Source organism: Paracoccus sp. IB05 (assembly GCF_016405985.1).
Lineage (GTDB): Bacteria > Pseudomonadota > Alphaproteobacteria > Rhodobacterales > Rhodobacteraceae > Pseudogemmobacter.
The window spans coordinates 62,275-79,552 of the sequence record NZ_JAEFCF010000015.1 but is presented as its reverse complement, the minus strand read 5'-3'; the positions used below and the strand labels follow the sequence as shown (position 1 = coordinate 79,552).

At 62.9% G+C, this 17,278-nt stretch carries 17 protein-coding genes; 7 read left to right on the top strand and 10 right to left on the bottom strand.

Annotated elements, in window-relative coordinates; translation table 11 throughout:
- Positions 1 to 36 precede the first annotated feature (36 nt).
- Positions 37 to 1,356, top strand: a complete 1,320-nt coding sequence (phaZ, locus tag JC607_RS11780; protein ID WP_198837114.1) for a polyhydroxyalkanoate depolymerase — start codon at positions 37 to 39, stop codon at positions 1,354 to 1,356.
- Between the two features lie 111 nt (positions 1,357 to 1,467).
- On the opposite strand, the gene JC607_RS11775 is transcribed toward phaZ, so the two are convergent.
- Complete coding sequence (locus JC607_RS11775) at positions 1,468 to 2,469, bottom strand: alpha/beta fold hydrolase (protein ID WP_198837113.1); 1,002 nt, start codon at positions 2,467 to 2,469, stop codon at positions 1,468 to 1,470.
- Positions 2,466 to 3,248 carry an alpha/beta fold hydrolase gene (locus JC607_RS11770; RefSeq protein WP_198837112.1) on the bottom strand — a complete coding sequence of 261 codons (783 nt, stop codon included), beginning with the start codon at positions 3,246 to 3,248 and terminating at the stop codon, positions 2,466 to 2,468. Before JC607_RS11770 ends, JC607_RS11775 begins: the two co-directional genes overlap by 4 nt.
- A 510-nt stretch (positions 3,249 to 3,758) precedes the next feature.
- On the opposite strand from JC607_RS11770, the gene thrS reads away from it, so the two are divergent.
- Both thrS and JC607_RS11760 read left to right on the top strand, forming a co-directional pair.
- Positions 3,759 to 5,705: a threonine--tRNA ligase gene (thrS, locus tag JC607_RS11765; protein ID WP_198837111.1), complete on the top strand. Its 1,947-nt coding sequence runs from the start codon at positions 3,759 to 3,761 to the stop codon at positions 5,703 to 5,705.
- A gap of 277 nt (positions 5,706 to 5,982) precedes the next feature.
- Positions 5,983 to 6,189: a cold-shock protein gene (locus JC607_RS11760; protein ID WP_092898588.1), complete on the top strand. Its 207-nt coding sequence runs from the start codon at positions 5,983 to 5,985 to the stop codon at positions 6,187 to 6,189.
- A gap of 300 nt (positions 6,190 to 6,489) precedes the next feature.
- Here JC607_RS11760 and JC607_RS11755 read toward each other — a convergent pair whose 3' ends face one another.
- From JC607_RS11755 to thyA, 4 genes are all read right to left on the bottom strand, one after another.
- Positions 6,490 to 6,819: an arsenate reductase family protein gene (locus tag JC607_RS11755; RefSeq protein WP_198837110.1), complete on the bottom strand. Its 330-nt coding sequence runs from the start codon at positions 6,817 to 6,819 to the stop codon at positions 6,490 to 6,492.
- Position 6,820: 1 nt separating this feature from the next.
- The gene (locus tag JC607_RS11750) at positions 6,821 to 7,168 is read right to left on the bottom strand and encodes a hypothetical protein (protein ID WP_198837109.1); all 348 of its coding nucleotides are present in this window, start codon (positions 7,166 to 7,168) and stop codon (positions 6,821 to 6,823) included.
- Between the two features lie 98 nt (positions 7,169 to 7,266).
- Positions 7,267 to 7,746 carry a dihydrofolate reductase gene (locus JC607_RS11745; protein WP_198837108.1) on the bottom strand — a complete coding sequence of 160 codons (480 nt, stop codon included), beginning with the start codon at positions 7,744 to 7,746 and terminating at the stop codon, positions 7,267 to 7,269.
- A 367-nt stretch (positions 7,747 to 8,113) separates the two neighbouring features.
- Positions 8,114 to 9,010: a thymidylate synthase gene (gene thyA, locus JC607_RS11740; protein WP_198837107.1), complete on the bottom strand. Its 897-nt coding sequence runs from the start codon at positions 9,008 to 9,010 to the stop codon at positions 8,114 to 8,116.
- Positions 9,011 to 9,336: 326 nt separating this feature from the next.
- Between thyA and JC607_RS11735 the strand changes: the two genes are divergently transcribed.
- Positions 9,337 to 9,765 (top strand): VOC family protein, encoded by a 429-nt coding sequence (locus JC607_RS11735; RefSeq protein ID WP_198837106.1) that lies wholly within the window; start codon positions 9,337 to 9,339, stop codon positions 9,763 to 9,765.
- A gap of 600 nt (positions 9,766 to 10,365) precedes the next feature.
- Here JC607_RS11735 and JC607_RS11725 read toward each other — a convergent pair.
- Positions 10,366 to 11,229, bottom strand: a complete 864-nt coding sequence (locus tag JC607_RS11725) for a lytic transglycosylase domain-containing protein (protein WP_198837150.1) — start codon at positions 11,227 to 11,229, stop codon at positions 10,366 to 10,368.
- Positions 11,230 to 12,467: 1,238 nt separating this feature from the next.
- On the opposite strand from JC607_RS11725, the gene JC607_RS11720 reads away from it, so the two are divergent.
- Genes JC607_RS11720 through JC607_RS11710 form a run of 3 tightly spaced genes read left to right on the top strand, consistent with a single transcriptional unit; the run spans position 12,468 to position 14,336 of the window.
- A complete protein-coding gene (locus JC607_RS11720) occupies positions 12,468 to 12,953 on the top strand; it encodes a hypothetical protein (RefSeq protein ID WP_198837105.1) in 486 nt (161 codons plus the stop codon).
- Positions 12,950 to 13,426, top strand: coding sequence for a phage holin family protein (locus JC607_RS11715; RefSeq protein ID WP_198837104.1), 477 nt, complete (start codon positions 12,950 to 12,952; stop codon positions 13,424 to 13,426). Before JC607_RS11720 ends, JC607_RS11715 begins: the two co-directional genes overlap by 4 nt.
- Positions 13,416 to 14,336 (top strand): hypothetical protein, encoded by a 921-nt coding sequence (locus tag JC607_RS11710; protein ID WP_198837103.1) that lies wholly within the window; start codon positions 13,416 to 13,418, stop codon positions 14,334 to 14,336. Before JC607_RS11715 ends, JC607_RS11710 begins: the two co-directional genes overlap by 11 nt.
- Before the next feature lie 166 nt (positions 14,337 to 14,502).
- Here JC607_RS11710 and JC607_RS11705 read toward each other — a convergent pair whose 3' ends face one another.
- Genes JC607_RS11705 through JC607_RS11695 form a run of 3 tightly spaced genes read right to left on the bottom strand, consistent with a single transcriptional unit; the run spans position 14,503 to position 17,197 of the window.
- Complete coding sequence (locus JC607_RS11705; protein ID WP_198837102.1) at positions 14,503 to 16,362, bottom strand: sensor histidine kinase; 1,860 nt, start codon at positions 16,360 to 16,362, stop codon at positions 14,503 to 14,505.
- Positions 16,359 to 17,024 carry a sigma-70 family RNA polymerase sigma factor gene (locus JC607_RS11700; protein ID WP_198837101.1) on the bottom strand — a complete coding sequence of 222 codons (666 nt, stop codon included), beginning with the start codon at positions 17,022 to 17,024 and terminating at the stop codon, positions 16,359 to 16,361. The genes JC607_RS11705 and JC607_RS11700 overlap by 4 nt, the downstream gene beginning before the upstream one ends.
- Entirely contained in the window at positions 17,021 to 17,197 is a 177-nt protein-coding gene (locus tag JC607_RS11695) for a NepR family anti-sigma factor (RefSeq protein ID WP_198837100.1), read from the bottom strand. The genes JC607_RS11700 and JC607_RS11695 overlap by 4 nt, the downstream gene beginning before the upstream one ends.
- Positions 17,198 to 17,278 lie beyond the last annotated feature (81 nt).

Here is a 17,278-nt window from a genome sequence, read left to right as displayed (position 1 = left end):
TGCCTCAGGAACCCCCGGCGGGTATGGAGACGTGACGTGAAGTATATGGCGACCTATGACGTGATGGAAAGCGCCCGTAACACAAATGAGTGGCTGGGCGCGTCCATGCAGGCGCTTGCGAGCTATCCGATCTTTGCGCTTTCGATGAATCCGATGCTTCCGGTGATGGCGGCCTGGGGCAAGGTGACCGAGCGCAGCTTTGCGCGGATGGTGGCAAAGCCCGACTGGGGTATCCGCACTGTGGTCGGCCCCGATGGCCAGGACCACCTCGTCGACGAAAAGATCACGCTCGAGCGCGACTTCGGCAATCTCCTGCAGTTCTTTGTGCGGCGCCGCGAGCCGATGGCGCGGCGCATCCTGATCGTTGCGCCCATGTCGGGCCATTATGCCACCCTGATGCGGTCTACGGTTGCGTCACTTTTGCCGGATGCAGATGTCTGGGTCACAGACTGGCATAATGCGCGTGACATTCCGGTGTCGGCGGGCACCTTTGATGTCGAGGATTACACACTTTATATCGCGGATTTCCTGAAGGAACTCGGGCCGGACACCCATGTCGTCGCGGTCTGTCAGCCGGTGCCTCTGGTGCTCGCGGCCACGGCCTGGCTGGCGCAGGAAGATCCCGATGCGCAGCCGCGTTCGCTGACACTGATGGGCGGGCCGGTCGATCCTGATGCGGCGCCGACCGAAGTGACCGATTTCGGCAACCGCGTCACCATGGGTCAGCTGGAACATATGATGATCCAGCGCGTCGGCTTTAAGTATAAGGGCGCCGGGCGGCTGGTCTATCCGGGGCTGTTGCAGCTGGCGGGTTTTATCTCGATGAATGGCGAACGCCACAGCAAGGCGTTTTCCGACCAGATCATGCGCGAGGCGCGGGGCGAGGCCTCGGACCAGGACGGTCATAACCGCTTCTATGACGAATATCTGGCGGTGATGGATATGACCGCCGAATTCTACCTCTCAACGGTCGAACGGATCTTTAAAAACCGCGAGATTGCGCGCAATGCCTTTACCGTGAAGGGCAAGCATGTCGATATCGGGGCCATCACCCGGGTGGCGGTGAAGATCGTTGAGGGCGAGAATGACGATATTTCCGCGCCCGGCCAATGCCTTGCGGCGCTCGACCTGCTGACCGGCCTGCCGCCAGAGAAAAAAGCGCAGCATCTGGAACCCGGCGCCGGCCATTATGGTATTTTCGCCGGAAAATCCTGGCGGCTGAACATCCGCCCGCTGGTTCTGGACTTCATCGACGCCAATGCGGCCGCCCCGAAGCCAGAGCGCAAACGGGCCAGAACCGTGACGCCGATCCGGCTGGCCAGCGTTCAGGGCAGCCCGACTGATCTGGCGGGCTGAGCCCCGGGTCAGCTGCAGATCTTGCGAGACATATGGTAAAGGGCCCCCTCGGGGCCCTTTTGCTTTCGAGACGGCGGGCGAGACGGCGGGCCGCGGGTTCAGAGGGCGGGTTCAGAGCCCGCGCGCCCAGCTCACGATCAGCTCTGCCACGGCCTCGCTTTGCCCCGGCGAGAATATGTCTCCCGCGATAACATGGGCATAGGGGTCATCACCGGCCTGCATCCGGCGCTCGTTCACCGCGACCGATCCGCCCCAGGTCGCAATGACCGGCGCAATGGCTGTGGGGTCGATCACCTGATCTGCGGGCGCGTAAAGCACCAGAAGCGGCATCATCGCAGCGGTGAAATCGGCCGCCCGCGCCTCGCGCATCAGGGCGCCCAGGGGGTAGAGCGCGGCGGTTGGCCAGCGGGTCGCCCAAAATTTCTCATGCCCGCTGTTGACCGGCGCTGTGGATTGGGTCGCCCCAAGGATCAAAGGCGTCCAGAGCCGGGGGAAGGGCGCGTCGATCATCCAGTTTGCCGGATTGTGCAATGCGAAGGCCGGCGAGATCAGCACCACCCCGGCCATGGCTTCTGAAAGCTGCGGGTCAGTTGCCGCCAATGCAGTCAGCGCGCCACCCATCGAGGTGCCGATCACGATCACCCGGTCACCCAGCATGCGCCCGATCGCCATAGCCTCGGCCATATCTTCGATCCAGGCGTCGGCTTCGACCCCGGCCATGGCCTCGGGCGCGCGCCCCTGTCCGGCCAGCCGCGTGTAATAGAGATTGGCGCCAAGCGCCCGGGCGACCTCATCCGGCACCGGGCGGATTTCCTCGGCCGAGGCGGTGAACCCATGCACATAGACAATGGCAAGCGGCGTTTTGCGCCCCTTTTCACCGGCCCAGAGGATGCGTTTCGCGGCGCCCGGGCGGATATCGGCATATTGCTGCTCGCTGACCTGGAGCCAGACCTCGGGGTCATCGCCCAGCACCGCAGGGGTAAAGCTGATGCCGCGCTCGACCCTTTCGCGGGGCGCGAAGACCCAGAGCGCGGCGATCAGCAGCATGGCGATCAGCAGGGCGGCGACAAGCCGTGCGGGCACCGGCAAAGCGGCGAAAAGGCGGTGTATCACCGCGCGGCCCTGTCCTGCGCTGTCTGCTGCCCGGCCGCGCGCGCGATGACCTCGCTCACGCTGGCCGCGATCTGCGCCAGGCAATCCGGGGTCGAAAAGCGGTGATCCGCGCCCTTGACCAGCGCAAGCCGCAGATCCGGTCCATCGGCATGCGCGAGGAGCTTCAGCGCGACCGAAGGCGGCACATCGGTATCCGCCGTGCCCTGTAACAACCGGACCGGGAAAGGGAGCGGCAGCGGGCGTTCCAGCACCAGGTTCTGCGCGCCATCCTCAAACAGCCTGCGGGTAAAGATATAGGGCTGATCGGCGTAATCCGAGGCGATCTCGATCCTGCCCTCGGCAGTGACCTGATCGCGTTGGGCGTCACTCAGTTCTTCCGCCCAGGTACGGGCGGTGAAATCCGGCGCGGCCGCGATGCCCACTAGGCCCGCGATCCGGTCCGGCATCGCACGGGCGAGGAGGAGCGAGATCCACCCGCCCATGGACGATCCGACAAGGATCAGCGGGCCCTCGGTCCGGGCCTCGATCACAGCGCGCGCATCCATGGCCCAGTCACCGATGCAGCCCGCCTCGAAATCACCCGAGGATTGCCCATGACCGGAATAATCGAGCCGCAGGAAGGCACGGCACTGGTCGCGCGCCCAGGCCTCCAGGAACAGGGCCTTTGATCCCTGCATGTCGGATTTGAAACCGCCGAGGAATACCACAGTCGGGTCACTCCCTGCCGATTGGGTAAAGGCGAGCCGGCGGCCCTGGGGCGAGGTAAGGAATTCGGTCAACTGCTGCTCCTTCACGGGCGTCTTTCGCGCAGGCCGGAGCCTATCAGAGCCGAAGTACCCCCGCCAGTATCGCGCGGCTCACGATTTCTTCAAAGAAATCGTGCCGGAAACCGTTTCGGTTTCCGCGCCCCTGGCTGGGGTGTGGCTTCAGGTGGCTGACCGTCGAAATCATAACGCTGGGTGAGTTAGCTGATTCAGGATTTGGCAGGATCACAGGTGCGGCCTCCTGGTATCGCGGCCGTTCCGTCCCTGTCACTCGCCGTCTGACCGCGCATGGCCTGTGACGGGATCCCCCGGCGCTTTACTGCATTTCCCGGCCTTTCTTCGCCGCAATCGCCCGCATCCGGCCAGAGCAACAGGTCCGGCAAAGCCGTCCCGGCGCTCTGAGGTCCCCTTCGCAAATTTTCCCGCCAATGCGCTTGACCTCGGACCGGCGCAGGCGCAAATGGGCGCGGATATAACCCGCAACCGGGCGCGCAGTGGGCGCCAGACCGACGAGGAGCAAGGCCGATGGCCCAGATTTCCCTTACTTTTCCAGATGGCAATATCCGGACCTATGAGGCCGGTGTAACGCCTGCCGAGGTTGCCGCCTCGATTGCACCCTCGCTCGCGAAAGCAGCGATTTCGGCGCAGGTTGACGGTCAGCACTGGGATCTGGCCTGGCCGATCCAGACGGATGCGCAGCTTTCCATCAATACGATGAAAGACGAGGCCCCGGCGCTTGAGCTGATCCGCCATGACCTCGCCCATATCATGGCGCGCGCCGTGCAGGAGCTCTGGCCGGATGTGAAAGTCACCATCGGCCCGGTCCGCGATCAGGGCTGGTTCTATGATTTCGACCGGGCAGAGCCCTTCACGCCGGAAGACCTTGGCGCCATCGAGGCGCGGATGAAGCAGATCATCAATGCGCGCGAGCCGGTGAAAACCGAGCTCTGGGAGCGAGAGCGCGCCCGTAAATATTATGAAGAGCGCGGCGAGCCCTTCAAAGTGGAGCTCCTCGACCGCATCCCCGGCGATGAAGACATCCGCATGTACTGGCACGGGAACTGGCAGGATCTCTGCCGTGGGCCGCATCTGCAACATACCGGCCAGGTGCCGGCGGATGCATTCAAGCTGACCCATGTCGCGGGCGCCTATTGGCTCGGGGATGCATCCCGTCCGATGCTGCAACGCATCTACGGTGTGGCGTTCCGCAATCGCGACGACCTCAAGGCGCATCTGACCATGCTGGAGGAGGCCGCGAAACGCGACCACCGCAAGCTGGGCCGTGAAATGGATCTGTTCCACCTCCAGGAGGAAGCGCCGGGCATGGTGTTCTGGCACCCGAATGGCTGGCAGATCTGGCGGGGCCTTGAAGATTTCATGCGCGGCCGTCTGCGCGCCGCCGGCTATCAGGAAATCCGCACGCCCCAGGTCGTCGACCGGGTGCTGTGGGAGAAATCCGGCCATTGGGAAGCCTACCGCGAGAATATGTTCATCGTGGAAGTGGACGAAGAGGGCGCGAAGGAAAAGCGCATCAACGCGCTGAAGCCGATGAACTGCCCCTGCCACGTCCAGGTCTATAACCAGGGTCTGAAGTCTTACCGCGACCTGCCTTTGCGTCTGGCGGAATTCGGATCGTGCCACCGCTACGAATCCTCAGGCTCGATGCATGGGCTGATGCGGGTGCGCGGCTTTACGCAGGATGATGCGCATATCTTCTGCACGGAAGATCAGATTGAATCGGAATGCGGCGCTTTCATCAAACTGCTGTCTTCCGTCTACCGCGACCTTGGCTTTGATAAATTCGACATCAAGCTCTCGACCCGCCCCGAGGTCCGTATCGGCACCGATGCGCAATGGGACAAGGTTGAAGGCGCGCTACAGTCTGCGATTGAGAACCTCGGCCTGCCCTATGAGATCAACCCCGGCGACGGTGCATTCTACGGGCCAAAGCTTGATTTCAAACTGACTGATGCGATTGGCCGTGAATGGCAATGCGGCACTTTCCAGGTCGACCCGAACCTGCCAGAGCGGCTGGATGCGGAATATGTCGGCGAGGATGGTGCAAAACACCGCCCCTATATGCTGCATCGCGCGATCCTTGGCTCGTTCGAGCGTTTCATCGGCATTCTGATCGAGAACTACGCGGGCAAACTGCCGTTCTGGCTGGCGCCACGCCAGGTGGTGGTGGCCTCGATCGTCTCGGATGCCGACCCTTATGTGACCGAAGTGGTCGCTGCGCTGCGCAAGGCCGGTGTGCGGGCCGAGGCGGATACCCGCAACGAAAAGATCAATTACAAGGTGCGCGAGCATTCCGTCGGCAAAGTGCCGGTGATTCTGGCCGTGGGGATGAAAGAGGTCGAGGAGCGCAGCGTCTCGCTGCGCCGTCTGGGCGAAAACCGTACCGAAAGCATGGGATTCGAATCCGCACTTGCCACGCTGGCCTTTGACGCGCTGCCGCCGCCAATGAACTGAGGAATGGGCTGATTCTGGTGATTTTTCGATCAAATGGTCAAAAAACCACCGGGATCGGCCAGTTTCTTAAGAGATTCCCCTCTGAAACCCGGCATGAAACCGCGATTCCCTGTGAAATCGTGGCAAAATTCTTGATTTCCAATATCTCCGTGGCATCCTGCCCCTGTAACGACAGACTTTCTGACTAGCCTCTCTACCCTGACAGGCCCGGAAGACCTGGCGGCTACGACCGGGCCGCAATTCCGCAGCCCGGAGGGTTACTAAGGGAGAGACGGGAATGCCGACTGGCACCGTAAAATGGTTTAACGCAACGAAGGGCTACGGATTCATCGCGCCCGATGATGGCGGCAAAGATGTCTTCGTGCATATTTCGGCGGTTGAACGCGCCGGTCTGAAGGGTCTGAACGACAATCAAAAGATCGGCTACGAGCTGCAAACCGGACGTGACGGCAAGTCCTCGGCCAGCGAGCTGAAACTGCTCTGACCGCCCGCGTTGACCAGCTGAGCGCTGATGGCGCTGCCGGAACCTGAGCGGAGCCGGCTTTCCCGTCAGTTGCCTGCCAGTCTAAGGGACGAAAGTCTTGAGGACGCAAAGTCTTTGCCGCTGTCCGGTTCGCCGGGCGCGGTAACTGAACCGGACGAAAGACCGCTGCGCTTTGCCCTTATATGAGGTGCCCCGGCTGTTCCGTGCGCGAGGGCAGGGGCGATTTGCGAAAGACGCGCCGCAGGCCACGGGCCTGCAACGGTTTCCCCCTGGTATTACCGCGCTTATATCTGACCGGCTTCAGCCTGCGGTCAGACGGGTCTCGATGGCCTCGTCCCAGCCGATGGTCCAGCTGGCCCCGTCGCGGATCAGCGGGCGCTTCATCACAGTGGGCTGTGCGGCGATCTGCGCCTCCGGTTCTGATGCTTTCAGGAAATCGGAAAAGGCGCGGTAGCTGGTCGATTGTTTGTTGATCGCGCGCTCGCCGAATTCGGTGACGATCTCCTGGATTTCGGCCTCCAAGAGCGGATCCTTGCGGATATCGCGGAACGTGACCTCACGCCCGGCCGCTTCCAGCGTGCGGATCGCCTTTTTGCAGGTGTCACAGGTCGGGATGCCGTAGAGGATCATGTTACTTCTCCGATTTCACGCAGGTTACGCGGATGCCCTGCTGGACCGCGGGTGCGCCGTTTTCCAGGAGCACATCGACCGGCGCGACCCGGCTGTCTCCCTGCGCCACACGTCCCTGCGCCGCGCAAAGCGGGGTCACTGCGCGAACAGCGGTGTCAAAATCGACATAGCCCGGCTGGAACAGCACCGCATAGCGATGTTTCGAGAGTTTCAGCACATGGGTCTGATAGCGCTCATAACCGCCGGTGACGCGGGTGCGCTCGGCATTGGGTTCGAATGGTTCGTAATACATCTGCGCCACAGCAGGCGAGGCGAGCATCATGGCAAGGGCGGATATGCGCAAGAACATGGGGGAACTCCTGTATCAGGCGGCAGCCTAGCTCAAAGGCGACGCTGCCGGAAGGGGCCTCCGCCCGCTGCGCGGGGCCTGACGGTCCCGCTGTGCCTTCAGTGCTGGCGCCGCAGATATTCATCCAGCCGGCAAGACGGTGCCTCGCGGCGCAGATCCTGCGAGCCTGCCAGCCGCCAGTCTTCGGGGGCGAAATGCGGGAAGAACGTATCGGCATCGGGGACCGATAGATCGACCTCGGTGATCAGCAGCCGGTCGGCCAGCGGCAGCGCCGCCGCATAGATGCTGGCGCCGCCAATCGCATAGATCCGACGATGGCCGAGCGCCGTGGCACGGGCGAGGGCTTCTTCCAGAGAGGGGACTGCGAAATCTTCTTCCATCGTCGAAGAGACGACAATGTTGTCACGATTTTTCAAAGGCTTGAAGGGAAGGCTTTCCCAGGTGCGCCGCCCCATGATCACCGCCCCCCCAAGGGTTTCGCGCTTGAAAAAGCCGAGATCTTCGGGCGCGTGCCAGGGAATATCGCCGTCGCGGCCGATGGCACCTTCCTTCGAGCGGGCAACGATAAGGCTCAGCAAGGAACACCGCCTTTGGAGGCCGCCGGCCCGATCAGGGTTGATGTGAAGCAGACGCAGCCAAGGGCAGGCAGGGTTTCACCGGCCCCTTTACGGATGCTTTGCAGGGCGCGCCCCTGCATATGGGGCGGACGGGCAATGGTGAAGGGCGCTCTGACCCGCCCGGAATGTCCTGATTTCACTGTGATCTCCCTGCCCGACAGCCGGCGCAAATGATGTTCAGGTATAAGTGTGTTTCGGGGCAACCGAAACTGCGAGGGCCGCATCGCGGGCCTGGGGCAGCCGTGCCGTGAGGCCCGTATGAAGTCTGAGAGAGATCTGTGCGCCGCGTCCGGCGGCACGCAGAAAAGCCCTGCGATGCAGCAAAGGTTCAGACCGCGACCTCGGCTTTGATCACCGCATGAGGCGCATAGTTTTCGACTTCGAAATCCTCGATCCGATAATCTTCGATGCGCGCAACCTCGCGAATGATCCGCAGCTTCGGCATTTCACGGGGCTCTCTTTGCAGCTGTTCCCGGGCCTGGTCCAGGTGGTTGAGATACAAATGGACATCGCCCGCGCACCAGACCAGCTCGCCGGGTTTCAGCCCCGCCTGCTGTGCGATCATCAGTTGCAGGGCGGACGCCCCGACCCAGTTGAACGCAACCCCCAGCAGCAGATCGGCAGATCTTTGAAAACACAGGCTGTTCAGCCTGCCATCGCTGGTGACATGATATTGATAGACCATGTGGCAGGGCGGCAGCGCCATCTCCTCCAGCTCCCCCACATTCCAGGCGTGGAACAGCATCCGGCGGCTCGACGGATTTGTCCGCAGCGTATGGATCAGCGTGGCGATCTGATCATGTTCGCGCCCATCTGAGCCGACCCATCTGCGCCATTGCTTGCCATAAACCGGGCCAAGCTCGCCCCAGGTTTTCGCAAAATCGTCATCCTCGATGATGCGGCGCTCAAACTCCTCCTGAGAGATCGCCGTGCCGGTCTCCCTGCGGTATTTCGCAAGCGGCCAGTCGGTCCAGATCCGCACATTGTCCTGCAGGAGCGGCTGAATATTGGTGCCGCCTTTCAGGAACCAGAGCATTTCTTTGATCGCGGTTTTCCAATAGACCCTTTTCGTGGTCAGGATGGGCGCAAACCCGTCGGAGAGGTCAAACCGGGTCATTGCGCCAAAGATTGACCGCGTGCCGACACCCGTCCGGTCGACCCTCTCATCGCCACTTTTCAAGATGCGGTCGATGAGGTCGAGATATTGATATTCCGGGTGTCGCACTGCGGGGCTTTCCTGGTGAGGTGGTGGCGGGTCTGGCCCGGGGGGCCGCCATTCGACAGCCGACAGGGGGATGCGCGCGGGCCACGGGGCCTGAGGTCCCCTGACTATAGGCAGGCCCGCTGGCTTCGGCAATATCACAGATCCGGGGCCGGGAAGCCGCGACCTGCCTGCGCTATAAATTGGCATTTTGAGCAATGACTTAGGTCAGTGTCGCGGGGCGATTATGCGCCACTGCGCCGGCTGCGGGACATCGGGGGGAAATCCCGTCTGTCGCCTTGCCCTGTGTCGTGTTAGCCATAACACACCCTTTGGCAAAGGAAATCAGGATGACGATCCGCTATCTTCACACCATGGTCCGGGTGCTGGACCTTGAGAAATCCATGGCATTCTACCGGCTTCTCGGGTTGGAAGAGACCCGCCGCATTGACAATGAAAATGGCCGCTTCACGCTGGTCTTTCTTGCGCCGCCCGGTCAGCCGGACTGCCCGGTCGAGCTGACTTTCAACTGGGATGGCGATGACGGGCTGCCCTCGGACAGCCGTCATTTCGGGCATCTCGCCTATGAGGTTGACGATATCTACGCCACCTGCGCGCATCTCGAGGCCAATGGTGTGGTGATCAACCGACCCCCGCGCGACGGTCGTATGGCCTTTGTGCGCAGCCCCGACAATGTCTCGATCGAGCTGTTGCAAAAGGGCGGCGCGCTGCCGCCGGCAGAGCCCTGGAGCACGAAGCAGAATATCGGTCACTGGTAAACCCGTGACCCGCCCCCTGATCTGCGGCAGGTCAGGGGGGCTGCGATACCGGGCCCGGCGGCCAGCATCGGTCTGGTCACTGTCCCCGCAGGCGAGACCCCGAACCCGGCGGATCTGCTGGGCGAGGCAGACAAAGCACTTTATGCCGCCAGGGCCGCGGGGCGAGGCCGTGTGGTGCTTGTCACCGGTAAGGTGGCGGTGGCAGAGGAAAATATGTCCGGCGCTGTTGCAGCTCCCGTGAGGCCGGTGCAGCTGGTGATCGGGGAAAGGCCGCGATAGCGCGCAGATCTTCCGGCTGCATCGCAGCGTCGACGGTCTTGCCGGAATGGCTTTCGCGGCAGAGCAGCCTGCCCATCTGACTGGCGCGCCGTCCGCGTTGCTGCGGGAGCGCCACCTTTGCAGAATTTACAAACGGAGATGCGAGACAGAAGTCGCTCTGAAAGACCGGCTTTCTCTGCCAGAAGGCGTATTTTTTGTATGACGTATCAGAAAGGCGGATGCCGCAACCGGCAAGGGAGGCATCACCAGGACGTCATGGCGCAAGAGGGATCAGCACGGGGGGCAGCCCCCCGTGAGCCCCCCGTGCCGTCAGCCCCTGGCTCAGCCGTCGATGCGGCCGCCCATGATGGCGATGGCCTGTTGATAGACCGTTGCGGCATTCCATTCGCGGATCACCGCGAAATTCGGCTGGCCTTCCTGATAGCCCTGACCCGGCTGCCAGCCTTTCTGGCGCAGGAAATTCGCTGTAGAAGCAAGGGCATCGGTCACATTGTTCAGGTCAATCCTGCCGTCGCCATTGCCATCAACACCATAGCGCAGCGCATTGCCGGGAAGGAACTGGGTATGGCCCAGCTCGCCATGTTTCGCGCCAATGCTCTGCGGGCTGATCGAGCCGCGATCAACCAAAATCAGGGCAGCAATCATATGCGGGGTGAAAAAGTCACTGCGCCGGCAGTCATAGGACAGCGTCGCAATGGCGGAAACCACATTGGTATCGCCCATATAATTGCCAAAGGCGGTTTCCATGCCGTGAATGGCCAGCAATACTCCGACCGGGACGCCATATTGCCGCTCGATCGAAGCATAGAAATCGGCGTTCTTCGCCTTACGCGACCGCGCCTGTTTCACGATCGTATCGGCGCCGCGCACCTGCATGAATTTTTCAAGCGAGTATTTAAAGCTCTTCTGGTTCCGGTCGGCCGAAATCGTGGCCTTGGAATAAGAGCTGCCCATCAGGGCCTGGATCCCACGCTCTCCGACGCCGGCCGCACGGGCCTCATTGGCGATAACAGGTTTCCACTCTTCATAGCGACCGCCGCTGTCTGAGCAAAAAGCTGCGAGAGCCGGAGACGAGAGAGCGATGAGCAACGCGCTCGTTGCAGAAAGGCCGCTGAGAATACTATTAAGGCGCACTTGTTCACCTGCTGGCTGGATCTCGCTCAAGTCTAGTGCGATTGCGCACATAATCAAGCATTTGCCGGCGGGATTGTTCTCACATTCTTGCCAGGAGCTGAGCAGATTGCTGGCAGGGGGTCGGGAATTCCGGATGCTGTCGTGTCGGAATGTGCCGGCACCACAATATGCAGAAAGCCCTGTCGACGGCATGAGCGCGGATCGCGGTCAATGCCGTTCCGAACCCGACTTCGCGCATGCCAGCTGGACCTGATGCGGCGAGAATGATTCTGGGGCTTCGTCGGCCAGGCCGGTGCGCCGCGGAAAACGGCGCCGAAAAAGAATACATGGCCGAAAGAATACATGGCCGAAAAAATATAAGGCCGCTGCCCCCCGGTCACACAACCGAATACAGTGGAGGTACAGCGGCCTCAGGCTATCTCGCACAACGGCGCGAGATAAGGTGACGGGCCCGGCGACTGGAAAAAATCGCACTGGTTACCTGGGACCGGGCCCGTCGTTTTGTGGTCGTTGCTTTCGGTGACTGGCACATAAAAAAACACTCGTAATGCCGAAAGCCGCGTCCTGTTCGCCTCCCTGACCGGGGGTGCGACCGAGCCAGTCTGGGGGCTGGCTGCGGATTTTGGATATGCTCTGAACTTGTGCCCTTGGGGCGTCAAAGCACATCTGTCCTTAGACCGTCGCCTGCCAGCAGGCAGCACGACAGCGGGCGGTTGGCGCCGCCTTTGAACCTCTCCGGTTTTCAGGAAGTCAGCCTGAGTTGCGTGACCTTGTCGGGGCAGGTGCAGACGGGGCTTTGCCGCCGCTGACCGTCCCTTGCCGGTCGATGAAGAAGGGGTCGCAATGGGTTCGGTTACCCGAAAGATAAGCCGGCAAATTCTCGCCGATACATATTTTCGTCACCGTCACCCTCTCATAATCCTCTACGCGGTTGCAGCATGGTATTTTATAATGTGAACAAGGAGTTGTGCATTTCGGCCTGCTCCGTGTCCTGTCAAACCGTTAACGCGGTGCTATGGGGGTGGTTCCCGGAAAAATACAAAAAAGTTGTATTTTAGATTCTTTCATCCGACGCGTGTTTTACCCCGGATCGTTGCGCAATCCAAAATTGCAAAATCCGGAAGAATTTCCGCAGTTGAGGCTCCGGGTCGGCGAAAGACAGCCTGTGTGCCCGTCTTTTGGCGACAGGAGATCCCGAATTGTCTTCAATGGGATTGCGGTAACGGTTGATCGGCCACATCTGCAAAGGCCGGGACCGGAAGACGAAACCCGAAGACAGGAGCGTTGAAATGGCACAAACCCCCAGGCAACCCCCGCGGCAAGCGTCAGCCAGACGGTCTGGCAAACAGGCCAGTGCCTCCAAGACCATGGCCGAGGCGGTGAGCGATGCCGCCGAAAGCGTCCAGGACAGCGGGCAGGAGGTTCTGCGGCGGATCAGCCGGCCAGCGCGTGCGGCGGGTGAGGCGGTGCTGGAACGGGCTGCTTCCGCCCGCGATGCCGCGCGCGATGCGCTGACCGACTCCGGCGAGAGGCTGAATGAAAAATTGCGCAGGGCGGCCTCCACTGCCGAAAGCTACGCCCGTGAGATCCCGGCGCGCGCGACTGAAGCGGCGTCCGACGCGGCGGCGCGGCTGAAAGGCAGCACTGCCGGTGAGATCGCGGCCGATCTGCGGCATATGGCAAAGCGCCATCCCGGGGTCTTCATGGCAGGCGCCGCGCTGGCGGGCTTTGCCCTTGCGCGACTGTTGACGCCGCGCGGAGATCGCAGGGATTGAGCGGCGCTCCGGAAGGTGAAGAGGTGACGCCTGGTGGTCTGATCCTGCAGATCGCCGGTGCCGCGATGCGGCTCTTGCGCGGCGAGATCGCGATGCGCAAGGCCGAGGCGCGCGAGGTCGCGCTGATCGTGATCCGGGCACTGGTGGTCATTCTGATCGGGTTTGCGCTGGTTTTGCTGGGTCTTGTGCAGCTGGCAGGGGCGGCTCATGCGCTCCTCGTCATGGCGGGGCTGGCACCGGTCTGGGCCTCGCTGGTGCTGGGGGTGGGGCTGTGCCTCATCGCCGCCGGTCTGATCTGGTGGCAATTGCGCCGCATCAGCCACGCCTCCTATTTTGCGCGTCGCGAGATCTTCGCGCGGGGCGGAGCACTTCAGCGCGGCACGGCGGGGGAACGGGCAGGCAGCGAGCGGGTTGCCAGTGAACGGGTTGCCAGTGAACGGGGACCCAATGGTGGAGGAACGGATGATGGATGATCGGGACCGGATCGGTGAAGATCTCGCCCGCAGCCGCAAGGATCTGGCCGAGGCCATTGCGGCGCTTAAGCAAAATTTTGATATTACACGGTTTTTCGGGAGCGTACATGGCCGCTCAGCAGGCCCGGATGCGTCAGGACGTGCAGAGCCCGCTGCGCCGGGCGCGGCGGTGATGCCGGTGATCGAGGCGGCAGGCGCTGCCATCCGGGCCAATCCGCGGGCGGCGGCGCTGGCCGGCGCGGGGCTGGCCTGGCTCGCCTGGAGCGGAATTCGGCGCCGTGTGACATCTTCGCGTGCGGCGCGACCGGAATGGCTGGACGGGATTGCCGCGCTGCGGGAGGAGGCCGACCGGTTGCGCGCCCGGGTGGCGCGCTCCAGAGACAGCGGTGCGCTGGATGAGGTTGCGGCGCGTGACAGTCTCGAGGATATCGCGGCCTCGCTGGACCATGCGATCCGCCAGGAAATCGGCCAGGGCCTGGACGGGCTGGATGCAGAGACCCGCACTGCGGCGCTTGCCGCGCGCGAGGCCGCCTGCAGGCGCGAATTCGGCAAGGGCGGGTCCGGCGCATCCGGACAGAATGGTGGAATGCTGGGCCGGGTCGGGAAGATTGTCACGGCCGGAGCCGCATTGACGGCGGCCGGTGGCTTTGTCGCCAGCCTGCTGTCGCGGGGCCAGCCGTCTGCAGAGGCGGCGGCGAGAGCCCCGGACGAAACCGGGGCGGAAGAGGCCGCAGCACGCGAGGAGCTGCGTGATGATCTGGAGCAGCTCAGCCGGCTTGTGACCCGATTGACCTCGACCTTGCGATCGGTGGTGGACGAGACCGTCTCCCGAGCGGGCAGCACCGCGACACGGCGGGGCGAGACATCGGCGGAGGCGGCTTTGCACGATAAGGATGCGGGCGCGGCCTGAGGGGCATGGCTCGGTATCTGCCGTCAGACTGGGGCTCAACCGGGGCTCTGAGGTGGCTCAGTTGCGAAAGGGCGCCTGCCCGGGCCGTGTTTCGGGTCGCTCTCCGGTGAGGGAGGGGGGCCGATCTGATTCCGGACGGGATGCGCTCAGGCGCGCGCGCCGTGGGTCAGGCGCGACTGGCGGCGGCGATCTCTGGCACCTGCGTCAGCGCCGGATCGAAGGCAAAGGTGACCACTGCCCGGACCCGCGCGCTGTCTTCGATGATTTGCAGGTCGCCGGGCAGCTGCGTGACAAATCCACGGATCAGCCTTGCGCCGATCACAGAAGGGGCGCCGGCATGTTCTCCGGTCAGTCGGCCACGCGCGGAAATGGCGCCGGAGACCTCAAGCCGGGCGATCTCGGTGCCCGCGCCCGGATCGGCCTTCGCCTCGGGCGGGGGCGCTGCAACAGAGGCAGGCCCTGGCTGATCTTCGGCCCGGCCATGGCTCAGCCGGATTCGCACCGGCTGATTTCCGGCCTCGGAGGGCGGGAAGCAGGAGAGGATCTCGGCCAGCAAAAGCGCCAGCGGTACCGCCTGTTGCGACTGGAGGAGGAGGGGCATCAGATCGGCCTGGACCGCCCCTTTCAGTCCCGCCCGGCCATGGATCAGATCGACCTTGGTGATCACCTCGGCCATCAGCAGGTCGACCGTGACCGCGGTGCCCCCGGCCATCCGGTAAAGCCCGAGATGCACTGAAGAAAGCGACATCACCCGGTTGTGCAGGTCGTCAAGCACAAGGCGAATGGTCTCGTCCTCGGCCTCGCGCCGGTGCATCCGAAGGAAAGAGGCGATCAGTTGCAGACTGTTGCCGGTGCGGTGATGCACCTCGCGCAGCAGTTCATCCTTTTGTCGCACGAGATTTTCCAGCTCGGCCTCATCGCGCAGGATCGTGGCGGTCAGCGCGCGGTATTCCTCGGCCAGGCCGGCAATCTCGGCGGGGGGGCGTGCGAGGGTGACTTCCTGTGTGAGCAGCCGGTTCCCCGAAGTGAAATCGCGCATCGCGCGCGACAGGTGGCGGACATGGCGGGTGACCAGCCGCTCGACGCCGAGAATGGTCACGCCAACCCCGGTCAGCCACATCAGCGCCGGAAAAAGATAGGGCAGCACATGGCGGTTCAGGAAGTTTTCCTCGACCGGCAGGGGCCAGGCGCCCAGCAAAAAGAGATCGCGATTGACCGGCACCCAGGAGAACATCAGGGTTTCTCCACCCTTCGGGCGGTCAAAGAAACTATGCGCTTTCTGCGGGATCAGGCTGTTCAGGCTGGCTTCGCCGGGCAGATATGCCCCGGCATCGGCAATCCCGGTCGAAGCATAGATCACCTCGCCCGCGCCATTGGCCGCGATCAGCGCCAGTGGTCGGTCGCCGACTTCGGGCATTGCGCCACCGGGAAGGGCAATCGGGTCTTCGGGCAGGTCGATCAGCGCGCTTTCCGGCAGCCAGAGCAGGACAAACCCCTCAGGCTGGTTGCCCAACTGAGAACCGGTCTGATCTGAGACATTGCCGAGCGGCCAGGTCAGCGAAATATCCGATTGCCCGGGCTCGGACCATTGCGGGTCATGGAAAATACGTGGCTGGTCCGAAGCGAGAATCCCGGCAAAGCGGTCGGTCTGCGAGAAATCGCGCGTGCTGCCGTCGGAGCTGCAGTCCATCCGGCCATCTGCCGACACAACGCCCGCGCGCGCGATGCGCCCGTCGCTGGTGGCATAGGCGGCGATCCGGCTGGCACAATCCCCGGGATCCTTGCGCAGGCTGCTGGCCAAAAGCTGGGCGGTCACCTGCGAGGCGCGGATCAGCCGGATCTCGCGCAGCGCCTCCTGGAGGGTCCGTCCGACCGAGGCCGCAAGGCGGGTCTCGTCGGTCTGGCGCATGGTCATAAAGGTCTGGGCCAGCGCCAGCAGGCCAAGCGGCAAAAGGGCGATCATGACCATCGCGGCCAGCCGCAGCGCAAGGCCGGACGTGATCTCGCGTGCCGCGAAGAGTTTCATGTCGCCGGGGTGGTCGGGCGGCTGATCACGGCGGCGGTGACGCTGCTGAAGCCAGAGAACAGGTCCTCGCCTTCGGCAAGGCCCATCAGCTCGGACAGGCGCTTGCGTGCGCGGCTGGCGCGGCTTTTGACGGTTCCCGGCGCCACACCCATCATCTGCGCGGCCTCTTCCACCGAATAGCCGGAGGCGCCGATCAGGATCAGAACCTCGCGATGCTCCGGCGACAGCTGGTCAAAGGCGCGCTGGAAATCGCCATAGGCGAGACGGCTGTCATGGGCCGGGGCCTCAGAGAGGCTGGCGGCGAAGACGCCGTCGCTGTCCTGCACCTCGCGGCGCGTTTTGCGCAGGAACGAATAATAGGTGTTGCGCAGGATCGTGAAGAGCCAGGCTTCCAGATTGGTTGCAGGATCGAATTTGTCCATATTGGACCAGGCCTTCAGGATGGTCTCCTGCACGATATCATCGGCGAGAACCACATTCCGCGACAGGCTGATCGCGAAAGCCCGCAGATTGGGCAAAAGGGCCGCCAGCTGCTCGCGCGGATCAGGTATGGCCTGAGCGGGAGGAGACTGGTCATTCACGGCCCTGTCTTTCACCACCTTGTCCTGCGCGGCTCCGGAGCCGGCAGTCCGGCCGGAAGCGGGGTCATTTGTCGGGGTCATTTATCGGCATCGGCATTGGCCGGCGGCGCAGAATTCAGCTGGGCGAGCAGCTGGAGAAAGCGGTCAGGCACCGCTTCAGTCAGGACCTCATCATAAACCCGCCTCAGATTTTCATCGATCTGAGTGCGGATCGCTGAGCGATCTGTCGCGACTGAGGGTTTGCCTGGTAGCATTTTTTTCGTGGTCCTGCCATTGCTCTACGGAACCAAACGCGGCTTCGTTGCGTTTGGTTCCGTAAGAACTGCGCAGAACGG

Coding starts and splice junctions, on each gene's coding strand:
- thrS (WP_198837111.1), top strand. CDS start 3,759: ATGGCCCAGATTTCCCTTACTTTTCCAGATGGCAATATCCGGACCTAT.
- JC607_RS11760 (WP_092898588.1), top strand. CDS start 5,983: ATGCCGACTGGCACCGTAAAATGGTTTAACGCAACGAAGGGCTACGGA.
- JC607_RS11755 (WP_198837110.1), bottom strand. CDS start 6,819: ATGATCCTCTACGGCATCCCGACCTGTGACACCTGCAAAAAGGCGATC.
- JC607_RS11750 (WP_198837109.1), bottom strand. CDS start 7,168: ATGTTCTTGCGCATATCCGCCCTTGCCATGATGCTCGCCTCGCCTGCT.
- JC607_RS11735 (WP_198837106.1), top strand. CDS start 9,337: ATGACGATCCGCTATCTTCACACCATGGTCCGGGTGCTGGACCTTGAG.
- JC607_RS11725 (WP_198837150.1), bottom strand. CDS start 11,229: ATGTGCGCAATCGCACTAGACTTGAGCGAGATCCAGCCAGCAGGTGAA.
- JC607_RS11720 (WP_198837105.1), top strand. CDS start 12,468: ATGGCACAAACCCCCAGGCAACCCCCGCGGCAAGCGTCAGCCAGACGG.
- JC607_RS11710 (WP_198837103.1), top strand. CDS start 13,416: ATGATGGATGATCGGGACCGGATCGGTGAAGATCTCGCCCGCAGCCGC.
- JC607_RS11705 (WP_198837102.1), bottom strand. CDS start 16,362: ATGAAACTCTTCGCGGCACGCGAGATCACGTCCGGCCTTGCGCTGCGG.
- JC607_RS11700 (WP_198837101.1), bottom strand. CDS start 17,024: ATGACCCCGACAAATGACCCCGCTTCCGGCCGGACTGCCGGCTCCGGA.
- JC607_RS11695 (WP_198837100.1), bottom strand. CDS start 17,197: ATGCTACCAGGCAAACCCTCAGTCGCGACAGATCGCTCAGCGATCCGC.